This is a genomic window from Winogradskyella litorisediminis (assembly GCF_042675765.1).
GTDB classification, from domain to species: domain Bacteria; phylum Bacteroidota; class Bacteroidia; order Flavobacteriales; family Flavobacteriaceae; genus Winogradskyella; species Winogradskyella litorisediminis.
Genome location: NZ_JBHTJL010000009.1, coordinates 1,231,465 through 1,257,633, shown reverse-complemented (window position 1 = coordinate 1,257,633; position 26,169 = coordinate 1,231,465). Strand labels below are relative to the sequence as shown.

Here is a 26,169-nt window from a genome sequence, read left to right as displayed (position 1 = left end):
ACTAATGCAAAAATCCTTGTTTAAAAATATTAATTACATAATCCTAATCTTGACGTTGGTTACCTCGTTTATAACCAACGCTCAAGAAGTTAGGGTTATCGATAACAAGGGAACAATTCAACAAATACGTAATAATCAAGTCACTACGTCTGCTACAGCACCAATAAATCCATTAGAAGGTGATGTTTGGTATGATACAAGTGGTAATACAACAGTAACCAAAACTTATGATGGTACTTCTTGGGTAGCAAATTTTACAAATGTGTACACAGGCTTTTTTATAATAGATAATACAACTCTAACAACTACAGGAACGTATTCTCAATCTATTACCAGTTTACCATTTCAACCATCACAAATTACTTTTGTAGCACACACCAATATTGGATCATTTAATATAAATGATGATAATGCAACAGGAAATAACAATACCAATTTGCTAGAGAATACTGCTGGCACCATGAATGGTTTTGCTCGTAATGATAGCGGCACCATAAATCAAGCAGTTATATTTATTGGAGCTCACGGAAATTCTATAAATGATATATCAAGATATTCTAACAATACGCAATGTATTGGCTTAAGATATACGACACAAAACGGAGATAATAATGGCGTGATTTCTGCTTCACTTAGCACTTTTGATACAAATGGTTTTACAATAAATGTTACCTATACTGAAGGTACTTTTGGAAATGCAGGAGTGCAAGATGATATTCTAGATGAATCTGTTATCGTATTATATACAGCTTACAGATAATGAAATTAAAAAAAAGTTATTTCTTTTTATTTGTTTTAACTCTACTCACTTTTGATTTTAGTGCACAATCCGCATTGCAAAATTCTGGAAACATACAAATCCATCAAGACGGACAAATGGGTTTCCATATAGATTTGGTAAACAATGGTACATTTAACCAAAATCTTGGTCTTGCTGGATTTTACCATACCAGTAATGAACTGACGATTTCAGGAACAGAAACGCCACGTTTTTTTGATATTGAAGTCGATGTGGTAAATCATCTTTTTTTAGATATAAATACTGAAGTAGCAAATAGTGTAGCCTATATTAACGGTGATGTAATTACACCTCGAAATAATCCAAATATTTCTTTAGATTATCTAGAAAATGCGTTTTACGTATTAGAATCATCAACAACCAATACTGACGGTTACGCTAGTTTTAATGGTAATGTAGAATTTAGTTTCCCTATTGGTAATGATGATAAACTCAGACCACTTATTACAACCAATAATACACCTAGAACTTTTATAAAAGCGGCGTATTTTAATGAAGACCCTAATTTCCCTTCGGTTTTTAATAATGGATTTAACACCTCTACTACAGATGCTTTTGTAAATAATGTAAGCACTATAGAATTTTGGGATTTTGATGGCCCAAATAATTCTTTAGTCACCTTAACTTGGGACTCAGAAAGTAATATCAATAGTTTGGTATCGGAATTACAAAGTTTAAGAGTTGTTGGTTGGCATATAGTTGACCAAGAGTGGAAAGATTTAGGTAACTCAAACTTTACTGGTACTTTTAATGAAGGCACTATTGATTCTTTTATTTTTAATCCTTCAGACTATGAAATAATTACTTTTGGTGCTTTAATTACTGAAGATGATTTAAACATCTACAACTTATTTTCTCCAAACAGTGATGGTACAAATGATACATTTGTTATAGAAGGTATAGAACTTTTTGAAAACACACTAAAAATATATAACCGCTGGGGAAATATTGTTTATGAGATTACAAATTATCAAAACGATTGGGATGGCACATCAAATGCTGGAAGAGTTGTTAGAAGAAATCAAAAGTTACCAGCTGGTACGTATTACTATACTTTAGAGCTCACAAATTCTGGCAAAGCTACTACAGGATGGCTATATATTAATTATTAAAAAAGCACCCTAAATGGATGCTTTTTCAAACTAACTAACTCAAATAATTGTCATTATCTAGACACTTATTTTTTAAAACGTTTTAAAAACTGAGCTGCCTCAGTTGCGTTTGTTTTTTCCGCATGTCTTAATGCCGTAAAACCTTTATCACAGGTTTTATGAATCTCTGAACCTTCAGTAATTAAAACCTTTAGCACTTCTACTCTATTAAATCTTGCAGCATAATGAATAGGAAGCATCCCGTTTGATTTTTGATTTACGTCCATTCCATTTTTAAGAAGTTGCTTAACGGCTTCGACATCACCTTTAGCTGCAGCTGCACAAAGCGCGTTAACTTCGTAAATGGATTCTAATTCGATATTCACCTTAGATAAATTTTCAGAATTTAATGCATTAACTGTTGGTAATGTAAAACATAATGCAAGGGCTAAAATTGAAATTGATTTTTTCATGATTGTTGTTTTTTGATTGATTATTAATTAATTTGTCTATACTATAAAGACTACTGAACTTTGTAATAGTTACATCAATTCTATGTATATAACATATATTTAACACGTTAGAAAACAACATGTTAAATTCTCCCAAAATAAAAATTCTCCTTTTTTCAACTAACAGAAATTTTCATCTCAAAAAAAATTAAGCGTAAAATTTGATATCCTTTGGTAAGTGTTATCTTTGAAATTCTAACAAAGTACCATGAATAAAAAAGTAATTCTAATGATTTTAGATGGTTGGGGAATGTCTCCTGACCCTAAAGTTTCTGCAATAGATAATGCCAATACACCATTTATAGATGGACTTACAAAAACCTATCCTCATGCTACTTTAAGAACAGATGGATTACATGTAGGCTTACCTGAGGGTCAAATGGGAAACAGTGAAGTTGGACATATGAATTTAGGTGCAGGCAGAATTGTATACCAAGATTTAGTAAAAATTAATTTAGCAGTTGCAGACAAAACGTTACAAGAAGAAAAAGCATTAAAAGATGCTTTTATTTATGCAAAACATAACAATAAAAGCGTTCATCTACTTGGATTAGTGAGCGATGGTGGCGTACACTCGCATATAAATCATCTTTTTGGACTTTTAGAAGCCACCAATGAAAATAATCTTGAAAATGTTTTTGTTCACGCGTTTACAGACGGTCGAGATGTAGACCCAAAATCGGGTTACGGTTTTATTTCTGAATTAGAAGAAAAGTTAAAAGAAACCAATGCAAAATTAGCTTCAGTTACTGGTCGATATTACGCCATGGACAGAGACAAACGTTGGGAACGTGTAAAAATAACCTATGACGCTTTAGTAAATGGCGAAGGACAAAAAACCACTTCCATTTTAAAAACTATTGAAAGCAATTACGAAGAAGATATTACTGATGAGTTCATAAAACCTATTATAAATGTTGATGCAGACGGTAAACCATTAACAACTATTAAAGATGAAGATGTTGTTATTTTCTTCAATTTTAGAACAGATAGAGGAAGACAACTTACTGAGGCACTAACTCAAAACGATTTTCATGAGTATAACATGCATAAGCTTAATTTGCATTATGTGACGCTCACTAATTATGATGAAAATTTTAAGGGTATCAAAGTTGTTTTTAATAAAGATAATTTGTCTGAAACCTTAGGAGAAGTATTAGAAAAAAATAATAAAACTCAAATTCGCATTGCCGAAACTGAAAAATATCCTCACGTGACGTTCTTCTTTTCTGGCGGACAAGAAGAACCATTTGAAGGCGAAACGCGAATTCTTAGAAACTCACCAAAAGTAGCTACTTACGATTTAAAACCAGAAATGAGTGCTTACGAATTAAGAGATGCATTAGTACCAGAATTGCAAAAAGGTGATGTCGATTTTGTTTGTCTAAATTTTGCAAATGGTGATATGGTTGGTCATACAGGTGTTATGGAAGCAGCTATAAAAGCATGCGAAACAGTAGATGAATGTACCAAAGATGTTGTAACAGCTGCATTAGAAAATAATTACACAACTATACTTATTGCAGACCATGGCAATTGCGAAACTATGATTAATCCAGATGGAAGTCCTCACACAGCACACACTACTAATCCAGTTCCTGTAATATTAATCGATAAAGATTTAACAACTATCAAAGATGGTGTTTTAGGCGATATTGCACCAACCATTTTAAAATTAATGGGTATTGTTCAACCCGAAGCAATGACCAGAAAATCTTTAGTGTAATCCATGAATCCAAAAGACAAACTTATACTTGCTATTGATTTTGACGGAACCATTGTTGAAGATGCATATCCAAGTATTGGTAAACCTCAACTATTTGCATTCGAAACGCTTAAAAGACTTCAAAATGATGGACATCGGTTAATCCTTTGGACGTATAGGCATGGAAAAAAACTTGAGGAAGCAGTTGATTTTTGTAATGAGAACGGCATCGAATTCTATGCTGTAAATAAGAGTTTTCCTGAAGAACAACCATCAACAGAAAAGAGCCCAAAAATCCACGCAGATGTTTTTATAGATGACAGAAATATAGGAGGATTTATTGGTTGGGGAAAAGTATATCAAATGCTTACCAACGAAATTCCAAATATTGAAAAGTCAAAAAACAAGAAAGGCTTTTTCGGCTTGTTTAACAGAAAATAATAGCATTCATATTTTAGTATCTTTGCGCCTCAATACCCTTTAAAATGATTGTTGTAAAAACAAAAGAAGAAATAGAATTAATGCGCGAAGCTGCTCTCGTAGTTTCAAAAACACTTGGAGAAGTTGCAAAAGCAGTTAAACCAGGTGTAACATCATTAGAATTAGACAAAATTGCTGAAGAATGTATAAGAGACCAAGGTGCAATCCCTGGGTTTTTAGGATTGTACGATTTTCCTAATACACTTTGCATGAGTCCAAACTCACAAGTAGTTCATGGAATTCCTAATGATACGCCTTTAGTTGAAGGTGATATTATTTCCATAGATTGTGGAGCAATAAAAAATGATTTTTACGGTGACCATGCCTATACTTTTGCTATTGGTGAAATTGCTCCTGAAACTCAAAAACTTCTTGATGTTACTAAAGAATCCTTGTACGTAGGTATTCGTGAATTTAAACTTGGTAATCGTGTTGGTGATGTAGGTTTTGCTATACAAAAACATTGCGAAGCACACGGTTATGGTGTTGTAAGAGAATTGGTTGGTCATGGCTTAGGACGCAAAATGCACGAAGACCCAGAAATGCCAAACTACGGCAAGCGTGGTCGTGGAAAAAAATTTATTGAAGGTATGGTTGTAGCCATTGAACCTATGATAAATCTTGGTACACATCGCATAAAACAACATCGTGACGGTTGGACAATTACCACACAAGATAACAAGCCGAGTGCACATTTTGAGCACGATGTAGCTATTGTAGATGGTAAGCCAGAATTGCTATCAACCTTTGCCTATATTTATGAAGCTTTGGGAATTGAAAGTAATGAGGAAGACGAATTTAGAAAAAAAGCTTTCGTGCTTTAATGAAGCGTATTTTTAAATTCATATTAAACACAATACCAAGACCGTTATTGATTAGGCTGAGCTATATAGCTCGACCAATATTAGCCTTCTTTTTAAAAGGAAATAACTTTACAGACCCTATTGATGGTAAGAGTTTTAAATCATTTTTACCCTATGGCTATGGAAACCAAAGAAATAACGTACTATCACCTTCTACATTAAGTTTAGAACGTCATCGATTATTATGGTTGTATTTACAAAATGAAACAAATTTCTTTAAAGCAGAAAAAAAAGTCCTCCATTTTGCACCTGAACAATGCTTCTTAAAACGTTTTAGAAAACTGAAAAACTTAGATTACACAACCACAGATTTGTTATCACCAATTGCAGATGTAAAAGCAGATATTTGCAATCTTCCGTTTGAAGATAACAGTTACGATATTATTCTATGTAATCATGTTTTAGAACATATACCAGATGATACTAAAGCCATGCAAGAGTTGTATCGCGTAATAAAGCCTGGTGGTTGGGGCATTTTTCAAATTCCACAAGATTTAAATCGTGACGTTACTTTTGAAGACGATACAATAATTAATAAAGCTGAACGTGCAAAAATATTTGGACAATACGACCACGTTCGCGTTTATGGCAGAGATTATTTTAACAAGCTTCGCTCCGTTGGGTTTAAGGTTGACGAAGTCGATTATACATCTCAACTTTCAAAAAAAGAAATTGAAAAATATTGTCTAGCCAATGGCGAAATAATTCCTGTGGTTTATAAATAAAAAAGAGCAACGTTTGCTGCTCCTTTCTTTCTCATTAAATAATTACCACCAATGCCAAGCAGAACCACACACTTCCTTGTGTTTTTGGCATGTTTCCATATGGGCATTAGCTTTACGACGACGGCGTAACACTTCTTGACCTTCGGCACTATTCCAATAAGCATTATTTTTGTCTTGTACCATTTTATCGTAATCTTTTCCTGCGTTTTTTATCGTTGCTAAATCAGCTTTATCTTTTTCCGTTAATTCGTATGTATCTTGCTTGGCTTTCATGGTTTTTAAATAAGACTTAATCATTTCTCTAACATCGTGAGACATCAAAGCATCATATTCAGGGCCTTCTGGTTGAGCATTTGTGTTTGTACGCCCTTGATTAATTGTAGCATCTTTAAGTTTACCTAAAAACTTACCAAACTTTTTCTTCTTTTTCTTTTTTGTTTCCGAGGATGCATTTTTTGTGCCCACAAGAACGTATGCACGCGATATTTCTCTAAAATCTAGTTTGTCTTTAGAGATACCTTCGAGAAAAAATACATAGTTATCTATGGCAACAAACCCTCTGTTATATCCGCCATGATGTAACATAGAAGTATTTGGAAAACCAATAAAATCTATTACTGTTTCTTTTGTAGCATCATAATTATAACGTCTTATAGGTTCTTTACCTTCAAAGTGCGAAAACACTTTAATACCAGCAGGCAGTCCCATAAACTCATTTAAATCAATAGTTGTTTTTTGCGGTTTACCTGAATTTACTTGTTGCTTACCATCGTCGTTAATATAAACTTGACCAAAATTAAGATATTCTGCATCTGCTCCATGAGAATTTAAAGTTTCAAAAAAAGACGTTTGAGCAAAAGAAAATAACGTAAAAAGATAAATACTAAGTTTTAAAAAAGTCTTCATTTTAATAATATTGAAAGATTAATATGATGCAAATATCTTTCAATTTTAGAGCTAAATATTTAGTGATTTAGTGAAGCGTAAGATTCTTTTAGTAAACCGAAAAAGAGCACCATTTCTGATGCTCTTTCTTCAAAACTAAAACTAAATAAAACTGATTACTGCTTGATAAAGCGCTTTACAACTTGCCCCAAGGTTGTTTTTGCTTTAAGTATGTAAATTCCAGATTTAAGATGAGAGACATTTATGTTTGAGTTATTAGCTCTTAAAACTTGCTTACCTAATATATCATAGATTGCTATTTGCTTAATTTGTTGGTTGTTGGTTTTGATGTTTAGGATGTTTGATGTTGGGTTTGGATATAGCTTTACATCAACTATTTGTGCTTCAGAATCAGAAGATGATAATGACATTGCCCCGAACTCATAGGCACCAGCATCAACAATTGAATTAAAGATTCTATTGTTATTTAATAAATCACCTACGGCGGAAGCTGGCAAATAAGTATTATCTCCAAAATCTATAGCTGGAGATGATGCATTACCAATGCGATATTTATACTTATCTGGAAACACAGCTAGCAATGGGTCTGCTGTACTAGAGTTTTGCGCTATACCAGAACTAAAACTAGGCGCTATACTATTTCTTACAATTCTATTACCAACACTTTGCGAACCAAAACCACCTATAGTGCTATGCTCATTGCCATCACTAGCGCGCTTATTATCCCAAAGAACGCTATTATATAATCTAGCAGTACAGGTTCCACCAATCCTAGAAGCAGATATTACACTAGCTGAATTGTTTGTAGCATTGAAGTCGTTACTTGATATAGTACAATTAATAAATTCTCCTATTTGAGTAGTTGCAACATCTGTTCTAAACCAAAACAAAGTATTTGTTCCTTGATTATAAGCTGGAACGTCAGCTACAACATTATCATAAAACAAACAGTTTGTAAAAGTAGTTTTTATTGTACCTGAAGTTCTTGGATTGGATGCATAATATACTGTAGCAAATCTGCCTAAGTTGTTTCTAAAAATACAATTGGTAAAATTGTAATTATAGTCACCTGTTTGCGCTGAAGTTTGATTAAAATACACAACACCAGCATCATTAACACGATTATCCTCTATTAATAATCTATTAAATTCAACATTTTTAACAGTTTGACTAATATTTATAGCTGCTCCTGTCCTAAAACCTGCTGCGTTTGCATTACCGCCCTTAATAGTAATTCCATCTAAAACCACATTGTCTCCTACAATATTTATAATTTGATATGTGTTATCTCCATAAGCCGATGTATTGAACTGCAAAACACTATCGTCGGTTCCATTAATATCACCAGAAAGAATGGTTTCATTTGCATCTATGTCTCGCTGAGATAAATCAATCTCAGTGCCATCAAATCCACCATAAATTTCTTGGCTTGCTGTTAAATCAAAAGACAATGTCCTATCATTAGATGATGCCTTATATATACCTTGAGCCACCCAGAATTTAGAATTAGGATTGTTTGATAGCGCTGTAGCCAAATTAGTATATGCATTTATCCAGCTAGTTCCATCGTTGGCACCCGTAGCATCAGCATCAACATATATTTGCGAATTGCTACACGTTGTCGAAAAATTTGTTTGTGAGTCTTTCGAGGTCCAATTATTATTTGAATAATTGAAGTAATCGACCAACACACAAGTTAAATTTGGATTCCCAACTGAATTGTATGTTACAATTGCTGTATTATTATTGTTTTTAAGATTAAAAAACGTCAAAGAATTATTTGAAACATCAACAGATGTCAAACTTATATTTTTTGAAAAATCCGCAGAACTTATTTGATTGTTTGAAACATCAATACCTGTAATATTTGGGAATTCTTCAATACCTAAAATATCTAACACACCAAGATTTGGTGTCACAACAGTACCTGTGTAAGCAACTGCCTCTGCAAATTCAATTTCGCTACTGCCATTTGTATTTATCAAATTATTATTTACAAACCAAGATTTAAAATTCGCATCAGAAAAAATAACAACTCCTGGGTCATTTTGAGTTTCGATAACCTCTTGCAAGGATAGTCCTCTGTCAAATATTCTTATATCGTCTATAATCCCAATAAAAGATTGAACGTTAGAACCAACAAATAATGGCTGGTTAGATGTTGTTATACTTGGATTTTGAGAAGAAAAATAAAAATTTGTTTGAGCGGAGGAAATCGAAACACCATCTTGAAATGCTTCTATTTCCCATCCAATTAAATTACCATTAGTAACTTGTTTTACTGTTATAACAATATGATGCCAATTACCATCTGCAATAACATTTGTTTCAGCAGAAGCCAAAATACCGCCAGTATTATTTTGTACTGGTCTAACATAACCTTTTACTTTTCCATTTTCTAATTGAATGGTTATACCGCCTGACTGCATAAAAGTACCAACTCCTTGGTTATTATTGAGTCGCTTAAATATATCTCTATCGCTAGAAATATTTGATGTAGTGTTTAACCAAAATGAATAAGAATACTCTTGTGCTATTTGGGGAAAAGCACCAGTGGTAAATAAAACATTAACTACGTCAATAGCGCTATTAGCAGTGTTATCCCAACCTGTTGTGACAGAATAATTACTAGGCTGTCCAGATGGATTGTTTAAATTTCCAATTCCATTTGCTTCATCTGCTAAACTACCATTGTCAAAATTGTATCTTCCAATATAATCTGTTGGTGCTTGCGTATAAAGGAAATTAAGAATAAATGAGAATGCAAAAAGTAATCGTATTTTCATAATAAAAAATTGAATTAATTTATATTGAAAACAAAAATGCAACCCAATTAAGGTTGCATTAATTATTATTTAGTGAACTGTAAGATTTTACTTGTAAACCGTAACTAGTTAAAAACCCGATTTACCATTTGCATAAATTCTTCTTTTCTGTCTCGAGCAATCGGTATGGATTTCTGATTTTTCATTATGACTTGCAAACCGTCTTTTTTAACGACTTCGTTCATGAATTTTAGATTTATCAAGTAACTACGATGTGGTTTGTAAAACAAGGGCTTATCACTTAGCTGGTCTGTGAAATGTTTAAGCGTTTTGCATATCAGCTCAGACTTTCCGTCTGCTAAATGTACTTTGGTGTAAACACCATCAGCTTCAAAAAATAAAATATCGTCATGAGATGCAAAGATGATACCTTTTGGCACCTCAAGAGCTATTTTGTTTAAAGATAATTGCTGAAAGGCTTTTTCTAAATTTTCGAGCTTATGCGTAATATTTTCTTCGGCTATAGCTTTAGTCGCTTTATTAACCGCCTTATTTAACTCGTCTTCATCGATGGGTTTCAACAAATAATCTACTGCAGATAATCTAAAAGCTTCTATAGCATATTGGCCATAGGCTGTTGTAAATATGATTTGAAAATCTATCACTTCGCCTTTAAAAAATTCGAGAATTTCTAGGCCGCTGTGTTGTGGCATTTCTACATCGAGAAATACAATTTTAGGCTTCTGAGATTTAATAATTTTTACAGCTTCAATTAAATTTGAAGCTTCAAGAATTTGCGAAATATCATCTCGTGTATCACTTATAATAGTGCTTAAAACTCGCCTGGCTCTATTTTCGTCATCGACTATTAATACCTTCATAACTTATATTTTTTTGACTAATGCAAACTGTAATAGCTTACATAGGAATTTGAAGCACAACTTCTGTTCCTAATGATTGATTGTTTGTGTCCTTTAAATCAATAATTTCAACCTTAAATCTTTTATCTCCAGATTTGTTGAGAAGATCTATCCGCTTTTGATTTGCTGACGTAGCAAACGATCTATGGTCCTTTTGCCGTTTTGCCTTAATTTTTGCTGAAGCTTCTCTACCAATTCCGTTATCTCGTATTTTGCAAATCAGTAATCCTTCTGATTCTTTCTTTACAAAAGATATTTTTAGGTTTTTATTTTCACTTTTATGCAATAGACCATGTTTAAGAGCATTTTCGACATAAGGCTGAATAAACAACGAAGGCAAAAATATCTCATCTGTGTTTAGTTGTTTATCGACTGAAATCTCAAATTCAAAATCATCTTCGAAACGGTCCTTTTCGAGTTGTAAATAGAGATTAAGCGCATTTAACTCTTCTGAAAGTGACACTCTATTTTTTTGGCTATGCTCTAAATAGGTACGGATTAATCTACTAAAACGCACCAAATATTGCCTTGCTAGCTTTTTTTCGTTTGTAATTATATAATCTTGTATAGAGTTTAACGCATTAAAAATAAAATGCGGATTCATCTGGCTTCTTAAATTTTCGAGCTGAGAAAACACTAGATCCTTACTTATTTTAGCCTTTTCTAATTCTATTTGTTGTTCTTTCTTAAGCCTATTGGTTTGTTTTTTAAAATACCAAATCACTAATACCACCGCAACACTAAATACCAACGCCCAAAACCACCATGTTTTATAAAATGGCAGTACAACATTAATTTTCAGAAATGCAGGTTGAGAAAAATTATTGGCAAATTTATTTTTGGCCTTTACCTTAAACGTAAAATTTCCGGCTGGTAAACTATTATATTTCACTTCTTGAGACGCGTCATTAACCATTTTGTAGTTTTCATCAAAACCATATAATTTGTAATAATAATCGATTGTTTTGTCAGACTGAAAACCTTTACTATGAAATGAAATAGCAATTTCGCTCTCGGTCTGCTTCAGTGTGTAACTGTCTTCTAAAATCGTTGGCGTTTCGTTTAATGTAACTGATGTAATTTCAACTTTTGGAATTTGTTTATCTTGAAAAACGTTGTCTTTTTGAAGTGAAAACAAACCTAAATTTGATGAAAAAACCACATGGTTTTTTAATACTTCAAGTTGATTAATATTAAAAGAGTTTAATCCGTTTAACCGAGATAAAGTCTGAAATGTGTTTAAATCTGAATTATAAAATTGCAAACCTAAGTCTGTTGCAATCCAAAGGTTGCTGCCATCAGCCGCAATTTTACTGGTCGTGTTAGATGCCAAACCATTTTCGGTTTTAAGATGCTTAATAACTTTACCATCTTTAATTCCAAAAACACCTTGACTGTAAGTTGCCGCCCAAAAAATTCCATTTTTAGTTTCGGTTAAGTCAAAAGCATAAATCGATTTGTTATCGTAATATATTGGCTGTTTGTCAAGCGAAGGATAATCATACTTATCCAATCCGTTTACGGAACTTAATAAAATTGACTTATTTCGTTCTGAATATATCGCTTTGTAAGCTCTTTTTTTTTCTAAAACAATCTCAGAATTTTTATTCAATATACTAGACTCATAATTCTTTCCAATGACATAAGATGTATCAGAAATTTTATCAACTGATTTCAGAGCTGCAAACTGCTGATAAGGGGTTTTAAAATTAGTTATTTCGTTATATAAATATGTGTTTTGGTCTGAAGCGTAAAATAGTTTTTCATCATCGTAGTGCAATTGTCTTACGACACTATTAGATGACAAAGAATGTCTCGTTTTAATTGAAGAATTAAGAGATAGCTCCGATAACTTGCCATTAAGTTCACCAACATAAACTACAGAGTCATTTTTTTTCTCTAGAGCCGTAACATCTTGAAATTTTGAATATGAGATGATATTCTCATTTGGCACAACAAAAACACCATTATTTAAGGTAGAAAACCAAAGGTTATTATTAAAATCTTTTACTGTGGCAGTAACATTCTCTTCCGAAAAATAATGCTGAATTATATGAAGATTTTGATTTCTAATTACACATTTAAAAACACCTTTCGTAGTAGAAAAAAACCAATAATTGTTGTCAATGAAAATCTGATGTATATAAAAACTTGAAAATTGTTCTGGTAAATTGATGTTTGTTAAGCGCTTACTTTCAAATAGAAATAACTTTTTTTTAAAATTGTATTTATTTTGAAACAACAACACATCTAAAGTCTTGTATTTATAAAAAGATGTAAATCCTAATTTATCATCCTTTATTTCATTTGAATATTCAGGAAAACTAAAGGTAGTGAGGCTATCAATACTTTTTCTGATTTGAAAATTTAGAGTAGAATCTAACGAAACAAAATTGTTGTTTTTATTAACGAAACCTATATTTGTGCCGTACTTAAAACCAACTTTAACCTTTTTTTGCTTTGTAACTAAATCAATAAAAAAAAATTTATTCCTCGCCTTAAAAACTAAATTGTTTTTAAAAAAAATATAATCTGGTAATGCGCCGTTAAGTTCATCTTTAAAGTCTAAAAACAATTGAAGTGAATCATTTTTCACCCTAAAAAACTGTCCAGCAATATTATTGCACCATACATTTCCGTACTTATCAAGCTTTAAATTAAAAAAAGAACGGCCACGTTTATTCAGATTTGTATAAGCCTTAAATTCTTTTCCGTCATATCTAAACAACCCTTTATTTGCAGCTAACCACATGTAGCCTTCGTTATCCTCTAACATAGAATAAAACTCTACATCGGGCAAGCCATTTTCTTCAGTTAAATGAATGGAAACTGGCTCTTGTGCTGAAACATTTAAAGCAAAAAGGAAAAGAGGTAATAATAGATGTAATGGCCTTTTCAAGAAAATAAAAATTGTTATCAAAAATACAATTTATAAAATTTTGAAAATCCTTAATTTTAGTAAACAGTAAGCTTTTACTTGTGAATAACTATATTAAAAGTCTATTCTGGAAATCCGTTTAGGCTCAAAGTCTGCAGTTCATTTTTTTCGTCTAAGTAAATAAAATAGACTTGAAGCTCTGGATGTGTTTCTAGAAAAGCTGTTGTTCCGTCAACTCCCATGGCCTGAAACGTTGTTGCATAGCCATCTGCCAACATAGCATTTGGTGCAATTACAGAAACACTTAATACATTTGTTTTGGTCGGGTAACCTGTTTTTGTATTAATAATATGCGCATATCGGTTTCCATAATCATCAACCTTAAATTTTCTGTAAGTGCCAGATGTTGCCATGCCTTTACCTTCTAATGTAATAACTTTTGAGTAGGATTTTGACCCATCAAAATTTGGGTCTTCCACGCCAACTGTCCAACCTCTTTTTTCGTCTAAGTTTGTTCCATTGGCGCGTAAATCACCACCAACATCTACCAAATAATTATAAACGCCGTTAGTTTCTAAAAAATCTGCTATAACATCAATACCGTAACCTTTTGCTATGGCATTGAAGTCTAAATAAGCCTTATCTGGCCGAATGAATTTTGTTGGCAGCATTTTTACACGATCAAAACCAACATGCGTCATAAGTTCTATAATAGTTGCGCTATCAGTTAAAAATTTGTTTTCATCAGGACCAAAATTCCAAGCATTTACGACATTACCAATTGTAGGGTCAAAAACACCTTTAGATTCTTTAAAGATTTTTTTTGAAGTATTAAATACGGTTTTAAAATGCTCGTCTACATTAACTGTTTCGTTTCTATTCCATTTTGAAATGTCTGAATTTGGAATGTAAGTAGATAGTGATTGATTAATTACTGCAAACAAACTGTCGAATTGTTTTTGGTATTCCTCTTTTGCATAATATCTAATATTATAACCTGTACCAAATACTGGTCCGTCAGTTTTAATTAATCTAACGGTGTCAGATTGTTTTGTTTGCTCATTTTTACATGAGGCTACAACTAATGTAAGTACAAAGAGAATAATTATTTTTTTCATATTAATTAAGATTAACATCTATAACTTGGATGCCATTGTATTCAATAAGATATTCTTCATTGAGATAGATAGGTAAATTTTCGCCATTAGGGTTTCCTAAACCAACACCAGCATAAAGTACTTTCACATTTTTTTCGAAAGCGTGCTGTTTAAAAGTTTCCATCCAGACAATGTCATAGTTATTAGGGTTATCTGGTAACAAAACAGCCCTTACAATTACAAAAAACCATTGTTTATTTTTGTCAATACAGACAAATTGTGGATGTTTTTTAAGTTTGCTATTAACAGCCACAAACTCAAAACCACACGCCTCTAAATCCTTTCCTACGTGGTTCATGGCTAGATTATGTAGTTCTTGTTTATTTAGTGGTTTACTCATTACTTAAATCTCACAAACTTTGAGTTTGCAAAGGTAAAACCTGGCACAGATATTTCCGAATTTAATTGCAGTTTATACCAAGGCGAAATGGTGCTATCATCTAAATTTTTAAGCAAATGAATACTCTGCGCAGGAGTATTGCCTTGAATGAGCAAAAAGAGACGTTCTCCATTTTCGTTTTCAACAATATCAGCAATCATAATTACATGACCTGGAAAGCCACCAAGTATAAGCATATCGCCAATTTTTAGAGTTGAAATATTTTTTATTTCTATTAATTCAGCATCAAGAGAACTCGTACCTGAATAGGTATAAATTAGGTTTAGGTAGTTGTAAAAATTGGCTTTTGAATGATTTGCTGAAGCGGTTTTATGAAACGTGACTTTATTTCCATTAATTTTTGGCCGATACCCTTTAGCATATTTATTCCATGAGCAGTGATGACCACTTGTAAAATTAAATCCTATTTTACTTTTCTGATTGGTTTGCCAAAGAAATTCACTTCGTAATCTTATTAAAGCATCTGCGCATTGTTGTAAACCATTACTTGGTACATCGACCTCTAAAACACCTGCATGACCAAGCTGATAGAAATACGGTTTACCATCATAACTAATCACTTTTGCTCCAAAAGGCTTTAATTTTTGCTCTCTTATAAAGTTTTGAAACGAAGAGGAATCGTATACAACTCGCTTATAATTATCTGGCACAAATACTCTTTTAACAATGGTATTTCCGTTTTTATTTAAATAACTTGGATTTGTAACAACAGCGGTAACGGTTTGCTTAATTGGCTTAAACTGCAAAGCAAATACTAAAATAGCAGCTGCCAAAAAAATAAAGAGAAGTGTTTTTTTCATCAATAAGAAAACGTGGTTAGTCATACCTTTCGTATTTAATCTCTATTTTTAATCGCATGAAACATTATTCCATATCAAAACGTATTGGTCTATTATTAGGTCCATTGCTATTTTTAGCGATTCAATTTTTACCATTAGAACTCATTTCGGAAACAGCAGATTCGGTAATAGCTACCGCATTATGGATGGTCATTTGGTGGATTACTGAGGCCGTTTCTATTTCTGTAACTGCGTTGTTGCCATTACTAATATTTCCACTTTTAAAAATTATGCCAATGGACGATGTTGGTGCTAATTATGGAAGCAGAATTGTGTTCTTATTTTTTGGTGGTTTTATATTGGCATTGGCTTTAGAGAAAGTAAATCTCCACAAACGGATAGCTTTAAATATTATAAGAAAAACAGGTACAACACCAAATAAAGTTATTTTAGGATTTATGATTGCTACTGCATTTATGAGTATGTGGATAAGCAATACAGCGAGCACTGTGGTTATGCTTCCAATTGCAATGTCCGTGATTCAATTATTAATAAATGATGATGATGGTTTTACAAAACATGATAAAAATTTCGCATTAAGCGTTATGCTTGGCATTGCGTTTTCTGCAAATGCTGGCGGAATTGCAACAGTAATCGGCACACCTCCAAATTCTGTTTTAATTGGTTTACTTGAAAATGAGTATAGCATTCAAATATCATTTGCAAAATGGATGACTTTTGGTCTGCCGCTTTCAGTTTTATTGGTGGTAATCGTTTATTTGGTTTTAGTAAAAATTTTATTTCCTTGTAGCGATTTGCAATTTGGTACTTCGGCTTCTGTAATTCAGTGCGAATTAGATAAGTTAGGGCGACTAAATTCAAGAGAAAAACATGTACTTATTGTTTTTATTATTGTTGTTTCTTTATGGATTTTTAGAAGTTTCATTAACAGTATATTTCCGAAGCTTGGCCTTACTGATACTATGATTAGTATTTTTGGAGCTATTGCACTTTTTGCTTTTCCGCATAACTTACAAAAGGGAGATTTTATCCTGAAATGGGAAGACACTAAAAATCTTGCTTGGGGTATTTTAATATTATTTGGTGGTGGCTTGGCGCTCGCCAAAGGTATGTCTATTAGCGGAATTGTTGATGTTGTTGCAGCATCCATTTCTAAAGCCGAAATCGGTATCTTATTTACAGCTTTTTTACTCATTTTATTAATGCTTTTTATGACCGAGTTAATGAGCAACGTGGCGCTCACTGCAGTTTTAGCACCAGTTATTGCCGGTATTGCAATAGGTTTAGAAATTCCTTTGTTGCAACTTTTAATACCTGTTGTAATAGCAAGTAGCTGTGCTTTTATGCTACCAATGGCAACACCACCAAACGCTATTGTTTTTGCAAGTGGATTTATCAAAGTAAAAGAAATGGCAAGAGCTGGTCTTATTTTAAATTTCATTTCGGTAGTTTTATTACTACTTATGTTTGAGTATATAATGCCCTTGATTTTTTAAATGAAAAAAAACATGATACAGACTTCTAGATATCTAATACTTTTTATTTTAATTTTTCTTTTTAATTGTAATAATAACCATCAATTACCAGACCCATTAGAAGCTGGTTGGGAAGGCAAAAACGTATGCGAAATATTAGAAGAAAGCAAAGAATTAAGGGTCTTAAAATGTACGTTTCCACCTAATGTTGGGCATGAGTTACACTACCATAATCCACATATAGGATATACCATTAGTGGAAGTAAATTTAGAATTAAAGACGCCAAAGGCATAAAAGAAGTAAACGTGCCGAGTGGATATTCATTTTCAAATGACGAAATAACCACGCATGAAGTTTTAAATATAGGCGATAGCATCGCGGTTTTTTTAATTATGGGATACAAATAAAATTTGTTTTTAAGTTTTTTGTATCTTAATACTCCGAAAAAGAAAAATCTATGAAAACTTTAAATCGTTTTGAAAATGCTATTGAAAAATTGTACTTAGCATTTCATAACAATACCTTAAATCCGGAATGTTGTAAACAGTGTGCTGTTGGAAACATTCTAAACAATACCGAAAGTTGGAAATATTTATCTGATGACCATGGCTCTATAGAGTTAAACTATATTGGTAAATTTCATCAAAATTTGGGCCGTCGATTTAATGGGTATACACCTTTAGAATTATTAACTATTGAATCTATTTTTTTGAAAGCTTGCGGCTATAAATTACCATTGCATCATAAAAATGGAAGACCAAATAATATTACCGACAAAGATGTTCTTTTTAAGGCGCTTACGGCCGTTATCTCGCACCTATGCAGATTAGAAGGTATTGCAAACATAATGGATTACTCAAAATTATTTGAGTATGAAGATGACAAACCTAAATACGAGTTAGTATTATAAAATCAGAACGTCATAAATACAAAAAAGCCGATGCATTAGCATTGGCTTTTTGTTTTTGATAAGACACTGAAACAAGTTCAGTATGAAAACATTTAGAGTTTATCCTCCAAAGTCATCAAACCTGATGTGTTCATCTGGGATACCAAAATCTTCACCCATTTTCTGAACAGCTTGATTCATTAATGGCGGTCCACAGAAATACAATTCAATATCTTCTGGTGCTTCATGATGTTTCAAGTAGTTATCAATTACACAGTTGTGAATGAATCCTATGAAACCATCACCTTCTTCGTCATGTATATTTTTCTTAACCTTCCAGTTATCAGACTCTAGTGGCTCAGATAATGCCATGTAAAACTTGAAGTTTGGAAAGTCTTTCTCTAAATCTCTAAAATAGTGGATGTAGAATAATTCGGCTTTAGAACGTCCACCATACCAATAGGTTACTTTACGACCTGTTTTAATAGTCTTAAACAACTCATATAAGTGCGAACGCATTGGTGCCATTCCTGCTCCACCACCAACGTAAAGCATTTCGCTATCTGACTCGTTGATAAAGAACTCTCCATAAGGTCCTGAAATGGTTACTTTATCGCCTGGTTTTTGTGCAAAAATATAAGAAGAAGCAATACCTGGATTAACGTCCATCCATTGATTTTTAGCTCTGTCCCATGGCGGCGTTGCAATACGTACGTTTAACATAATTTCACGCCCTTCTGCTGGATAAGACGCCATTGAATATGCACGCTCAATGGTTTCGTCATTCTTCATGACTAATGGCCAAAGACCAAACTTATCCCAGTCTTTTTTAAATTTTTCTGGTTCACCTGGATGGTCTGTTGGATGTGCTGTGATATCCATATTTTCATACTTGATTTCACATTCAGGAATTTCAATCTGAATATATCCACCAGCCTTATAATTCATATCTTCTGGAATCTCAACAACAAATTCCTTGATAAATGTTGCTACATTATAATTACGTACAACGGTTGCTTCCCATTTCTTAATCCCAAATACTTCTTCTGGAATAGTAATTTCCATGTCTTGCTTTACCTTAACTTGGCAAGACAAACGCGCGCCTTCTTTTAACTCTTTTCGAGAAAAATGTGGAGTTTCTGTTGGTAACGCTTCACCGCCACCTTCAAGAACGTGACATTCGCATTGAATACACGTTCCACCACCACCACAAGCGGATGGTAAGAAAATTTTGTTACTTCCTAATGTTGAAAGTAATGTGCCTCCAGAAGCGACTTCTATTTCACGTTCACCATTAATCTTAATCTTTACTGGACCAGATGGTGATAATTTCTGCTTCACAAATAATAACAAACTCACTAATATCAGCGTAATTAATAAAAACGCTGCAACTGTTGCTATTACTGTTCCCGTTGTTCCTGCTGCTAAAATCATACTTAGTCTATAGTTTTAGTGTTTTTTGCCTCAGCTAATTTTTTAGCTTCATCAGTATTTTCAATCGATTCAACTTGTGCTGTAGTATCCTTTGCTGGTTCACCTTCTTCATCGCCTCCTGTTAACATTCCACCAAAACTTAAAAATCCAATACCCATTAGTCCGGTGATGATAAATGTAATCCCTAAACCTCTTAAAGGAGCTGGTACACTTGAGTATCTAATTTTTTCACGAATAGCAGCAATTGCCAAAATGGCTAAAAACCATCCGATACCAGAAGACACTCCGTAATTAAATGCCAGTCCTAAAGTTTCAATCTCACGAGATTGCATAAATAACGAACCACCTAAAATGGCACAGTTTACTGCGATTAATGGTAAGAAAATACCGAGTGAATTGTATAATGATGGTGAAAATTTTTCAACAACAATTTCTACTAATTGTACCATCGTTGCAATTGTTGCAATAAACATAATGAAAGAAAGGAAACTTAAGTCGTAATCTGCATACTCTGCTCCTAACCATTTTAGTGCGCCAGGTTGTAATAAATATTGGTCTAATAACCAGTTTAAAGGAACAGTAATTGCCAATACAAAAATTACGGCAGCACCTAATCCAACTGCTGTTGCTACTTTCTTTGATACAGCTAAATATGAGCACATACCTAAGAACACGGCAAAAACCATGTTATCTATAAAAATCGACTTGAAAAATAATTCGATGTGTTCTATCATTGTCTTTTATTTTAAATTCTTTTTTTAAAGAATATTAGTCTTCGATTAAATCTTTGTTTCTACTGCGCTGTACCCAAATAATAAGTCCAACAATAATTAAGGCCATTGGTGGCATTAGCATAAACCCGTTGTTCTCATAACCTGTTGAGTACACTCCTGTTTTTTCAATTGGGTCACCTAAAACAGGAACTCCGAATAATGTACCAGAACCTAATAACTCTCTAAAGAAACCCACGATTATTAAAATTACTGCATAACCTAAAGCGTTACCAATTCCATCTAAAAATGATTTCCATGGTCCGTTTCCTAAAGCAAATGCTTCAAAACGCCCCATAATTATACAGTTAGTAATAATTAATCCAATAAATACAGAAAGTGTTTTACTTAATTCAAAAGCAAAAGCTTTTAGCACTTGGTCTACGATAATTACTAATGTTGCAACAACAATAAGTTGAACGATAATTCTAATTTTTGAAGGAATAATATTTCTCATTAGAGAAATAACCACATTACCTACTCCTAATACAAATAATACTGCGATACCCATTACTAAAGATGCCTTAAGCTCTGCTGTAATTGCTAAAGCTGAACAAATCCCTAAAACTTGGATAGTAATTGGGTTATTATCTGTTAATGGATCAGTAATTAACTTCGTATCTTTTTTTGATAAAATTCCCATACTAGTTAGTTTTTGATTTTAAATTATTGAAGTAAGGCAAATACAATTTTAAATCCTTTTTTATCATCGCAGAGACGCCATCACCTGTGATAGTTGCACCTGCTAAAGCGTCAACTTCGTAATCGTCTTTGATTTCATTTTTAGGATCGTTATTTCCTTTTGCTACCGTGATACCTTTAAACACACCTGCTTCTGTTAACAAACGCTCTCCGTAGAAATCATCCATAAAATAACGCTGCTTTATGTTTGCTCCAAGTCCTGGAGTTTCACCTTTATGATCAAAAAAAGTACCCTTAACAACCATGTCTTTATCAACTGCCACAAAGCCCCAAATAGCATCCCATAAACCTTTACCGTAAATTGGCGCAACATATACTTGTTCTCCATTTTGTTGACCAACAAATAAAGGTAGATATCTAGACTTTCCTTCTTTTGCTCTAGCTTGTTGTTTTTTAATATCAATTAGGTATGGCTCAATACCTTTATCAGCATCTTCAGAGTTCATAAACTCATCTCGAGTATATTCGTTTATGATTTTACCATCTTTAGATTCTAAAACGATTTGCTTAGAAATGTTTGTAGAAAAATCATCTGCAACTTTATCTGTTGATACAAATGTGATATCTCCAGTACCTTCATTTTCATTTACGCCCATGGCGTAAAGGATATTTTGTTGCTTCTCAATACGCTGATTTTCGTCGATATTAGGCTTTAAAACCGAAGCTGTAAAGGCTAATAAAGAACCCACAACTAAAACCATTGCAACTGCAAAGATTATTGTGTACGAATTTTTATCTGTGTTAACTGCCATAATTATGCTGTTTTAACTTTTACACGTTTCATTCTGCGTTTCACATTAGCCTGAACCACATAATGGTCAATTGTTGGCGCAAACACATTCATTAATAAAATGGCTAAGAATACACCTTCTGGATATGCTGGATTAAATACACGAATCATTATTGAAATAAATCCAATTAAGAAACCATAAATCCATTTTCCTTTATTGGTTTGCGAGGCTGTTACTGGGTCAGTTGCCATGTAAACAGCACCAAACAAGATACTACCTATGATTAAATGTTGCCAGAAAGGCACACTCATTAATCCATAAAACTTACTTGATTCGCCAATCCAGCCAGCATCTACAACACCGTTAAATATTAAGCCCATTGCTAAAGCTCCTATTAATGTTGAAAGGATAATTCTCCAGCTTCCAACCTTAGTGAAGATTAAAAATAACGCGCCAATTACAATTAAAAACTTTGACGTTTCGCCAACAGAACCAGGAATAAGTCCCCAAAACATGTCCCAATAATCAATACCAGCTAATGAACTGTTTTGTGCATAAGCACCTAAAATTGTTTCACCAGAGTATGCATCTGGAGTACCTGCCGCAGCAGTTGCTCCGTGAACCCAAACTTTATCTCCTGACATCCAAGTTGGATATGCAAAGAATAAAAATGCTCTAATCGTCAATGCTGGATTTAAAATATTCATTCCAGTTCCTCCAAAGACTTCTTTACCTATAACTACACCAAACACAACAGCAACCGCTAACATCCATAATGGAATATCAACAGGAACAATTAAAGGCACTAGCATTCCCGTTACCAAGTAACCTTCTTCAACCTCGTGACCTTTTATTACTGCAAAAAGAAATTCTACTGCTAAACCAACGCCGTATGATACAATTACCAATGGTAAAACTTGCCAAACACCAACTAAAAAGTTGTCTAATGTCCAGAAAGAAGCTCCAAGAAAACCGTCTGCGCTATCAATTAAGCCTTGTGCTAAATAATGCTGGTAACCAGCGTTAAACATACCAAATATTAAACATGGTATTAAAGCTATAATTACCGTATTCATGGTACGTTTTAAATCGTCTGCTGCCTTAACGTGAGTACCATTATGAGTGGTCTCGTTTGGCAAGTATAAAAAAGTATGTAATGCATTAAATGCCGGAGCCATTTTTTTGCCTTTGTACTTTTCTTTTAAGTTGTGTAATTTTTGTTTTAAACCCATTATCCTATCTCTTTAAGCATTAAGTCTAATCCTTCTCTAATTATTTTTTGATGTGGTTGTTTAGACACACAAATAAATTCTGTCAATGCAAAATCTTCTGGTGCAACCTCGTACATACCAAGTGCTTCCATTTCATCTAAATCTTTATACATACAAGCTTTTAAAATTTGCAATGGATAAATATCTAAAGGAAACACTTCTTCGTAACTACCTGTAATTACAAAAGCACGATGCTCACCGTTTGTGTTTGTATCTAAATCAAACTTCTTATTTGGTGTTAACCAAGAAAATGTTAAAGCTCTTGATGTTGACACTTTATCGAAAACTGGCTTATTCCATCCAAAAAATTCGTAATCATCTCCTTCAGGAATAACTGTTATTACATTACTGTAATAATCTAAGTTTCCGTCTGGCTTTACTTCTTTCCCTGTTAGAACATTTCCAGAAATAATTCTATCATTTCCATCTTTATCAACACCATTATCGTAAACCATTGTTGCAACCTCAGCACCAATTTTAGTTTTAAAATATCGTGGTTTTTTAACTGATGAACCTGCCAAAGCAATAATTCGTTCTGCATTAAACTTACCAGTTAATAATAACTCACCAATGATGACTAAATCTTGTGCGCTTATTGTCCAAACAGTTTCACCCTTATTAACTGGTGCCACTTTATTTATTAATGTACCAACATTTCCTGATGGATGTGGACCAGACACTTGATGTGTAGTAATGTCATTTAAATCAGAAAAAATCGATGTCTTGTTTTTTGGAATAGCGACATGGACATTTCCTTCAGTCAATTTTGCTAAAGCCGAAAGTGCAGCTTGCAACTCGGCTTCTTTTCCTGCTAAAGTATAATCCAAATCTGCAGCCAAAGGTGCTGATGCATAACCTGAAACAAAAATATCTCTTGGCGCGTTGTTCGGATTTGCAACTACATCATACGGTCTTTGCTTGATAAAAGCCCAACAGCCCGATGCTAATAAATGTGCTTTAATAGCATCTGCATTAGCGCTTGAGTCTAATTTAGAATGCTCCACATAAGTTTGTTGCTTATCTGCAGTAATTTTAATTGCCATGATACGTCGACGCTCACCACGTTCAACCTCGGTTACTTCACCAGAAACTGGAGAAACAAACTTCATAGCCTCATTGTCTTTGTTGTAAAACAAGGTTTCACCAGCTTTTACCTTAGCACCTTCTTTGGCAACTAATTTTGGAGTAATGCTGTGAAAATCTTCGGGTCTAACAGTGTAAGTATTGCTAATTATAGCACTTTCGGTGGTCTTTTCAGCTTCACCTACAAGTTTTATATCTAAACCCTTTTTTATTCTAATGTCTTTGGACATATGTCTTAAGATTAGTTATCTAAAAAATCGGTGCAAAAATACGAATTAAAAGAGCAAATTAATAGCTATTATTTTTCTCTTGATTTTATTTATAATTATTCTAAATAATAATATTTAATTCAAAATTTATCTTAACAAAAATTTTACATTTTTTGTTTAACTTCTCACTTAATAAATAGAAAAAAAACTAAGGTATCTTGAACAATTCTTAGGAAAATCACAAGAAATATTTAGGGCATAGAAATTGATTATCTTTGTAATAACAAATCAAATAAAAACATGATTAAAAGATTTCTTTTATTCGTTTTAATAGCATCGCAAAGTTTTTTAGTTTTTTCTCAAGCCGAAGAAATTTTACCTCCAGACTTTATAAAAACTATAGTCTTCAAAGGCGGAACAAACCAAGCTCAGCTTCCTGTTTTGCGACTTGGCCAGCCTTTTTCTTTAGAGTTTGATGCGCTTAATGGTAACGAAGAAGATTTCTATTATAAAATTGAACATTTTGATTTTGATTGGAAACCCTCACAATTGGTTAAAGGCGAATATCTTCAAGGTGTAGATAATGTTAGAATCCTAAATTACCTCAACTCGCAAAACACGTTTCAAATTTATTCGCACTATGATTTGGCCATTCCAAATATTCAAACCAAAGGATTAACAAAGTCTGGTAATTACATGATTACCATATTTGATGATTATGGCGAAGTCATGTTTTCAAGAAAATTTATGATTGTTGAAAACGTTGTCAATGTTGGTGTTCAACCAAAGCGTACACGTAATTTTGAAACCATAGAAACAAAGCAAATTGTAAATGTAAAAATAAATACAAGCAACATAAATCTCAATAATCCGCTTGAAACGGTTAAGATTAAAATTATTCAAAATAACAATTTGAAAACAGCAATTACCGACCTTAAACCTCAATTTTTAACGGGTCAAGAATTGATTTATCGCTATGATAACAAAGCTTCTTTTTGGGCAGGAAATGAATATTTATTTTTTGAAAGCAAAAACGAGCGTGCTGCAACTATCGGGATTCAGTTTATAGATTTAAAAGATTTATACCATACCTACTTATTTAAGCAAATTCCTCGTTACAATAGACCTTACACATGGAATCCTGATATCAATGGTAATTTTTTAATCAATGCCATAGACGTGGACAATGTGGATACTGATGCCGATTATACAATGGTACACTTTACACTTTTAGCAGACGAAATGCCCGATAAAGATGTCCATGTTTACGGTAACTTCAACAATTTTGAAGTTGAAAATATGACTCGCATGGTTTACAATCGGGAAGCAAACCAATACGAAACTATCCTTAAACTTAAACAAGGTTTTTATAACTACAAATTTGTCACTGTAGATTTAGATGGAAATCTCAATGAAGGCGACATAAGTGGAAACTTTTGGCAAACCGAAAACAATTACAAAGTTTTGGTTTATTATCGGGATTTAGGCGCACGGTTCGATAGACTCATCGGTTTTGGTGAAGCAGACTCTGAGCGAATAACAAATTAATTTTCAAGTTTTTTTGACACAAATATTGTAAGTATCTTCGTTTTTATAAGACAAT

General features: G+C 33.0%; 24 protein-coding genes. 10 read left to right on the top strand and 14 right to left on the bottom strand.

The features are described 5' to 3' along the window. The first annotated feature begins 4 nt into the window (after positions 1 to 4). Both ACFQ1Q_RS07965 and ACFQ1Q_RS07960 read left to right on the top strand, forming a co-directional pair. Positions 5 to 760, top strand: coding sequence for a hypothetical protein (locus ACFQ1Q_RS07965; RefSeq protein ID WP_386129705.1), 756 nt, complete (start codon positions 5 to 7; stop codon positions 758 to 760). Beyond that, entirely contained in the window at positions 760 to 1,911 is a 1,152-nt protein-coding gene (locus tag ACFQ1Q_RS07960) for a gliding motility-associated C-terminal domain-containing protein (RefSeq protein ID WP_386129703.1), read from the top strand. Before ACFQ1Q_RS07965 ends, ACFQ1Q_RS07960 begins: the two co-directional genes overlap by 1 nt. 65 nt (positions 1,912 to 1,976) lie before the next feature. Here the strand turns inward: ACFQ1Q_RS07960 and ACFQ1Q_RS07955 are convergent, their stop codons facing one another. Further along, a complete protein-coding gene (locus tag ACFQ1Q_RS07955; RefSeq protein WP_386129701.1) occupies positions 1,977 to 2,363 on the bottom strand; it encodes an ankyrin repeat domain-containing protein in 387 nt (128 codons plus the stop codon). Positions 2,364 to 2,610: 247 nt separating this feature from the next. Here ACFQ1Q_RS07955 and gpmI point away from each other — a divergent pair, with 247 nt between their 5' ends. The 4 genes from gpmI to ACFQ1Q_RS07935 are packed head-to-tail and all read left to right on the top strand — an operon-like array spanning position 2,611 to position 6,175. Next, positions 2,611 to 4,128 (top strand): 2,3-bisphosphoglycerate-independent phosphoglycerate mutase, encoded by a 1,518-nt coding sequence (gpmI, locus tag ACFQ1Q_RS07950; RefSeq protein WP_386129699.1) that lies wholly within the window; start codon positions 2,611 to 2,613, stop codon positions 4,126 to 4,128. A gap of 3 nt (positions 4,129 to 4,131) precedes the next feature. Next, complete coding sequence (locus tag ACFQ1Q_RS07945) at positions 4,132 to 4,548, top strand: BT0820 family HAD-type phosphatase (protein ID WP_386129697.1); 417 nt, start codon at positions 4,132 to 4,134, stop codon at positions 4,546 to 4,548. A 44-nt stretch (positions 4,549 to 4,592) separates the two neighbouring features. Beyond that, positions 4,593 to 5,411, top strand: coding sequence for a type I methionyl aminopeptidase (gene map, locus ACFQ1Q_RS07940; RefSeq protein ID WP_386129695.1), 819 nt, complete (start codon positions 4,593 to 4,595; stop codon positions 5,409 to 5,411). Further along, positions 5,411 to 6,175, top strand: coding sequence for a class I SAM-dependent methyltransferase (locus ACFQ1Q_RS07935; protein WP_386129693.1), 765 nt, complete (start codon positions 5,411 to 5,413; stop codon positions 6,173 to 6,175). The genes map and ACFQ1Q_RS07935 overlap by 1 nt, the downstream gene beginning before the upstream one ends. A gap of 42 nt (positions 6,176 to 6,217) precedes the next feature. On the opposite strand, the gene ACFQ1Q_RS07930 is transcribed toward ACFQ1Q_RS07935, so the two are convergent. The 7 genes from ACFQ1Q_RS07930 to ACFQ1Q_RS07900 all read right to left on the bottom strand — a co-directional run bounded on the left by ACFQ1Q_RS07930 (position 6,218) and on the right by ACFQ1Q_RS07900 (position 16,025). Then, on the bottom strand, positions 6,218 to 7,081 hold the full coding sequence (locus tag ACFQ1Q_RS07930; protein WP_386129691.1) for a hypothetical protein: 864 nt from the start codon (positions 7,079 to 7,081) through the stop codon (positions 6,218 to 6,220). 155 nt (positions 7,082 to 7,236) lie between these two features. Beyond that, a complete protein-coding gene (locus ACFQ1Q_RS07925; protein WP_386129689.1) occupies positions 7,237 to 9,867 on the bottom strand; it encodes a T9SS type A sorting domain-containing protein in 2,631 nt (876 codons plus the stop codon). Positions 9,868 to 9,971: 104 nt separating this feature from the next. Further along, positions 9,972 to 10,727: a LytR/AlgR family response regulator transcription factor gene (locus ACFQ1Q_RS07920; protein ID WP_386129687.1), complete on the bottom strand. Its 756-nt coding sequence runs from the start codon at positions 10,725 to 10,727 to the stop codon at positions 9,972 to 9,974. Positions 10,728 to 10,764: 37 nt separating this feature from the next. Beyond that, a complete protein-coding gene (locus ACFQ1Q_RS07915; protein ID WP_386129685.1) occupies positions 10,765 to 13,665 on the bottom strand; it encodes a sensor histidine kinase in 2,901 nt (966 codons plus the stop codon). A 101-nt stretch (positions 13,666 to 13,766) separates the two neighbouring features. Continuing rightward, positions 13,767 to 14,762, bottom strand: coding sequence for an FAD:protein FMN transferase (locus tag ACFQ1Q_RS07910; protein WP_386129683.1), 996 nt, complete (start codon positions 14,760 to 14,762; stop codon positions 13,767 to 13,769). A gap of 1 nt (position 14,763) precedes the next feature. After that, positions 14,764 to 15,141, bottom strand: a complete 378-nt coding sequence (locus ACFQ1Q_RS07905) for a Na(+)-translocating NADH-quinone reductase subunit F (RefSeq protein WP_386129681.1) — start codon at positions 15,139 to 15,141, stop codon at positions 14,764 to 14,766. Beyond that, positions 15,141 to 16,025: a DUF4846 domain-containing protein gene (locus ACFQ1Q_RS07900; protein ID WP_386129679.1), complete on the bottom strand. Its 885-nt coding sequence runs from the start codon at positions 16,023 to 16,025 to the stop codon at positions 15,141 to 15,143. The genes ACFQ1Q_RS07905 and ACFQ1Q_RS07900 overlap by 1 nt, the downstream gene beginning before the upstream one ends. Before the next feature lie 32 nt (positions 16,026 to 16,057). On the opposite strand from ACFQ1Q_RS07900, the gene ACFQ1Q_RS07895 reads away from it, so the two are divergent. The 3 genes from ACFQ1Q_RS07895 to ACFQ1Q_RS07885 are packed head-to-tail and all read left to right on the top strand — an operon-like array spanning position 16,058 to position 18,387. Continuing rightward, complete coding sequence (locus ACFQ1Q_RS07895; RefSeq protein ID WP_386129677.1) at positions 16,058 to 17,497, top strand: SLC13 family permease; 1,440 nt, start codon at positions 16,058 to 16,060, stop codon at positions 17,495 to 17,497. Positions 17,498 to 17,509: 12 nt separating this feature from the next. After that, positions 17,510 to 17,884, top strand: a complete 375-nt coding sequence (locus ACFQ1Q_RS07890) for a cupin domain-containing protein (RefSeq protein WP_386129675.1) — start codon at positions 17,510 to 17,512, stop codon at positions 17,882 to 17,884. Positions 17,885 to 17,934: 50 nt separating this feature from the next. Further along, entirely contained in the window at positions 17,935 to 18,387 is a 453-nt protein-coding gene (locus ACFQ1Q_RS07885) for a Na(+)-translocating NADH-quinone reductase subunit F (RefSeq protein WP_386129673.1), read from the top strand. A 99-nt stretch (positions 18,388 to 18,486) separates the two neighbouring features. On the opposite strand, the gene nqrF is transcribed toward ACFQ1Q_RS07885, so the two are convergent. The 6 genes from nqrF to ACFQ1Q_RS07855 are packed head-to-tail and all read right to left on the bottom strand — an operon-like array spanning position 18,487 to position 24,587. Next, positions 18,487 to 19,800, bottom strand: a complete 1,314-nt coding sequence (nqrF, locus tag ACFQ1Q_RS07880) for an NADH:ubiquinone reductase (Na(+)-transporting) subunit F (RefSeq protein ID WP_386129671.1) — start codon at positions 19,798 to 19,800, stop codon at positions 18,487 to 18,489. A 2-nt stretch (positions 19,801 to 19,802) separates the two neighbouring features. Continuing rightward, positions 19,803 to 20,534: an NADH:ubiquinone reductase (Na(+)-transporting) subunit E gene (gene nqrE / locus ACFQ1Q_RS07875; protein WP_386129669.1), complete on the bottom strand. Its 732-nt coding sequence runs from the start codon at positions 20,532 to 20,534 to the stop codon at positions 19,803 to 19,805. Between the two features lie 34 nt (positions 20,535 to 20,568). Further along, positions 20,569 to 21,213 carry an NADH:ubiquinone reductase (Na(+)-transporting) subunit D gene (locus tag ACFQ1Q_RS07870; RefSeq protein WP_386129667.1) on the bottom strand — a complete coding sequence of 215 codons (645 nt, stop codon included), beginning with the start codon at positions 21,211 to 21,213 and terminating at the stop codon, positions 20,569 to 20,571. A gap of 1 nt (position 21,214) precedes the next feature. Next, on the bottom strand, positions 21,215 to 22,024 hold the full coding sequence (locus ACFQ1Q_RS07865; protein ID WP_386129665.1) for a Na(+)-translocating NADH-quinone reductase subunit C: 810 nt from the start codon (positions 22,022 to 22,024) through the stop codon (positions 21,215 to 21,217). Between the two features lie 2 nt (positions 22,025 to 22,026). Next, a complete protein-coding gene (locus tag ACFQ1Q_RS07860; protein ID WP_386129663.1) occupies positions 22,027 to 23,235 on the bottom strand; it encodes an NADH:ubiquinone reductase (Na(+)-transporting) subunit B in 1,209 nt (402 codons plus the stop codon). After that, complete coding sequence (locus tag ACFQ1Q_RS07855) at positions 23,235 to 24,587, bottom strand: Na(+)-translocating NADH-quinone reductase subunit A (RefSeq protein WP_386129661.1); 1,353 nt, start codon at positions 24,585 to 24,587, stop codon at positions 23,235 to 23,237. Before ACFQ1Q_RS07855 ends, ACFQ1Q_RS07860 begins: the two co-directional genes overlap by 1 nt. Before the next feature lie 279 nt (positions 24,588 to 24,866). On the opposite strand from ACFQ1Q_RS07855, the gene ACFQ1Q_RS07850 reads away from it, so the two are divergent. Next, positions 24,867 to 26,114 (top strand): type IX secretion system plug protein, encoded by a 1,248-nt coding sequence (locus tag ACFQ1Q_RS07850; RefSeq protein WP_386129659.1) that lies wholly within the window; start codon positions 24,867 to 24,869, stop codon positions 26,112 to 26,114. Positions 26,115 to 26,169 lie beyond the last annotated feature (55 nt).

Coding starts and splice junctions, on each gene's coding strand:
- ACFQ1Q_RS07890 (WP_386129675.1), top strand. CDS start 17,510: ATGATACAGACTTCTAGATATCTAATACTTTTTATTTTAATTTTTCTT.
- ACFQ1Q_RS07865 (WP_386129665.1), bottom strand. CDS start 22,024: ATGGCAGTTAACACAGATAAAAATTCGTACACAATAATCTTTGCAGTT.
- ACFQ1Q_RS07870 (WP_386129667.1), bottom strand. CDS start 21,213: ATGGGAATTTTATCAAAAAAAGATACGAAGTTAATTACTGATCCATTA.
- ACFQ1Q_RS07910 (WP_386129683.1), bottom strand. CDS start 14,762: ATGAAAAAAATAATTATTCTCTTTGTACTTACATTAGTTGTAGCCTCA.
- nqrF (WP_386129671.1), bottom strand. CDS start 19,800: ATGATTTTAGCAGCAGGAACAACGGGAACAGTAATAGCAACAGTTGCA.
- map (WP_386129695.1), top strand. CDS start 4,593: ATGATTGTTGTAAAAACAAAAGAAGAAATAGAATTAATGCGCGAAGCT.
- ACFQ1Q_RS07860 (WP_386129663.1), bottom strand. CDS start 23,235: ATGGGTTTAAAACAAAAATTACACAACTTAAAAGAAAAGTACAAAGGC.
- ACFQ1Q_RS07905 (WP_386129681.1), bottom strand. CDS start 15,141: ATGAGTAAACCACTAAATAAACAAGAACTACATAATCTAGCCATGAAC.
- ACFQ1Q_RS07935 (WP_386129693.1), top strand. CDS start 5,411: ATGAAGCGTATTTTTAAATTCATATTAAACACAATACCAAGACCGTTA.
- ACFQ1Q_RS07895 (WP_386129677.1), top strand. CDS start 16,058: ATGAAACATTATTCCATATCAAAACGTATTGGTCTATTATTAGGTCCA.
- nqrE (WP_386129669.1), bottom strand. CDS start 20,534: ATGATAGAACACATCGAATTATTTTTCAAGTCGATTTTTATAGATAAC.
- ACFQ1Q_RS07900 (WP_386129679.1), bottom strand. CDS start 16,025: ATGACTAACCACGTTTTCTTATTGATGAAAAAAACACTTCTCTTTATT.
- ACFQ1Q_RS07965 (WP_386129705.1), top strand. CDS start 5: ATGCAAAAATCCTTGTTTAAAAATATTAATTACATAATCCTAATCTTG.
- ACFQ1Q_RS07925 (WP_386129689.1), bottom strand. CDS start 9,867: ATGAAAATACGATTACTTTTTGCATTCTCATTTATTCTTAATTTCCTT.
- gpmI (WP_386129699.1), top strand. CDS start 2,611: ATGAATAAAAAAGTAATTCTAATGATTTTAGATGGTTGGGGAATGTCT.
- ACFQ1Q_RS07930 (WP_386129691.1), bottom strand. CDS start 7,081: ATGAAGACTTTTTTAAAACTTAGTATTTATCTTTTTACGTTATTTTCT.
- ACFQ1Q_RS07945 (WP_386129697.1), top strand. CDS start 4,132: ATGAATCCAAAAGACAAACTTATACTTGCTATTGATTTTGACGGAACC.
- ACFQ1Q_RS07885 (WP_386129673.1), top strand. CDS start 17,935: ATGAAAACTTTAAATCGTTTTGAAAATGCTATTGAAAAATTGTACTTA.
- ACFQ1Q_RS07855 (WP_386129661.1), bottom strand. CDS start 24,587: ATGTCCAAAGACATTAGAATAAAAAAGGGTTTAGATATAAAACTTGTA.
- ACFQ1Q_RS07920 (WP_386129687.1), bottom strand. CDS start 10,727: ATGAAGGTATTAATAGTCGATGACGAAAATAGAGCCAGGCGAGTTTTA.
- ACFQ1Q_RS07955 (WP_386129701.1), bottom strand. CDS start 2,363: ATGAAAAAATCAATTTCAATTTTAGCCCTTGCATTATGTTTTACATTA.
- ACFQ1Q_RS07960 (WP_386129703.1), top strand. CDS start 760: ATGAAATTAAAAAAAAGTTATTTCTTTTTATTTGTTTTAACTCTACTC.
- ACFQ1Q_RS07850 (WP_386129659.1), top strand. CDS start 24,867: ATGATTAAAAGATTTCTTTTATTCGTTTTAATAGCATCGCAAAGTTTT.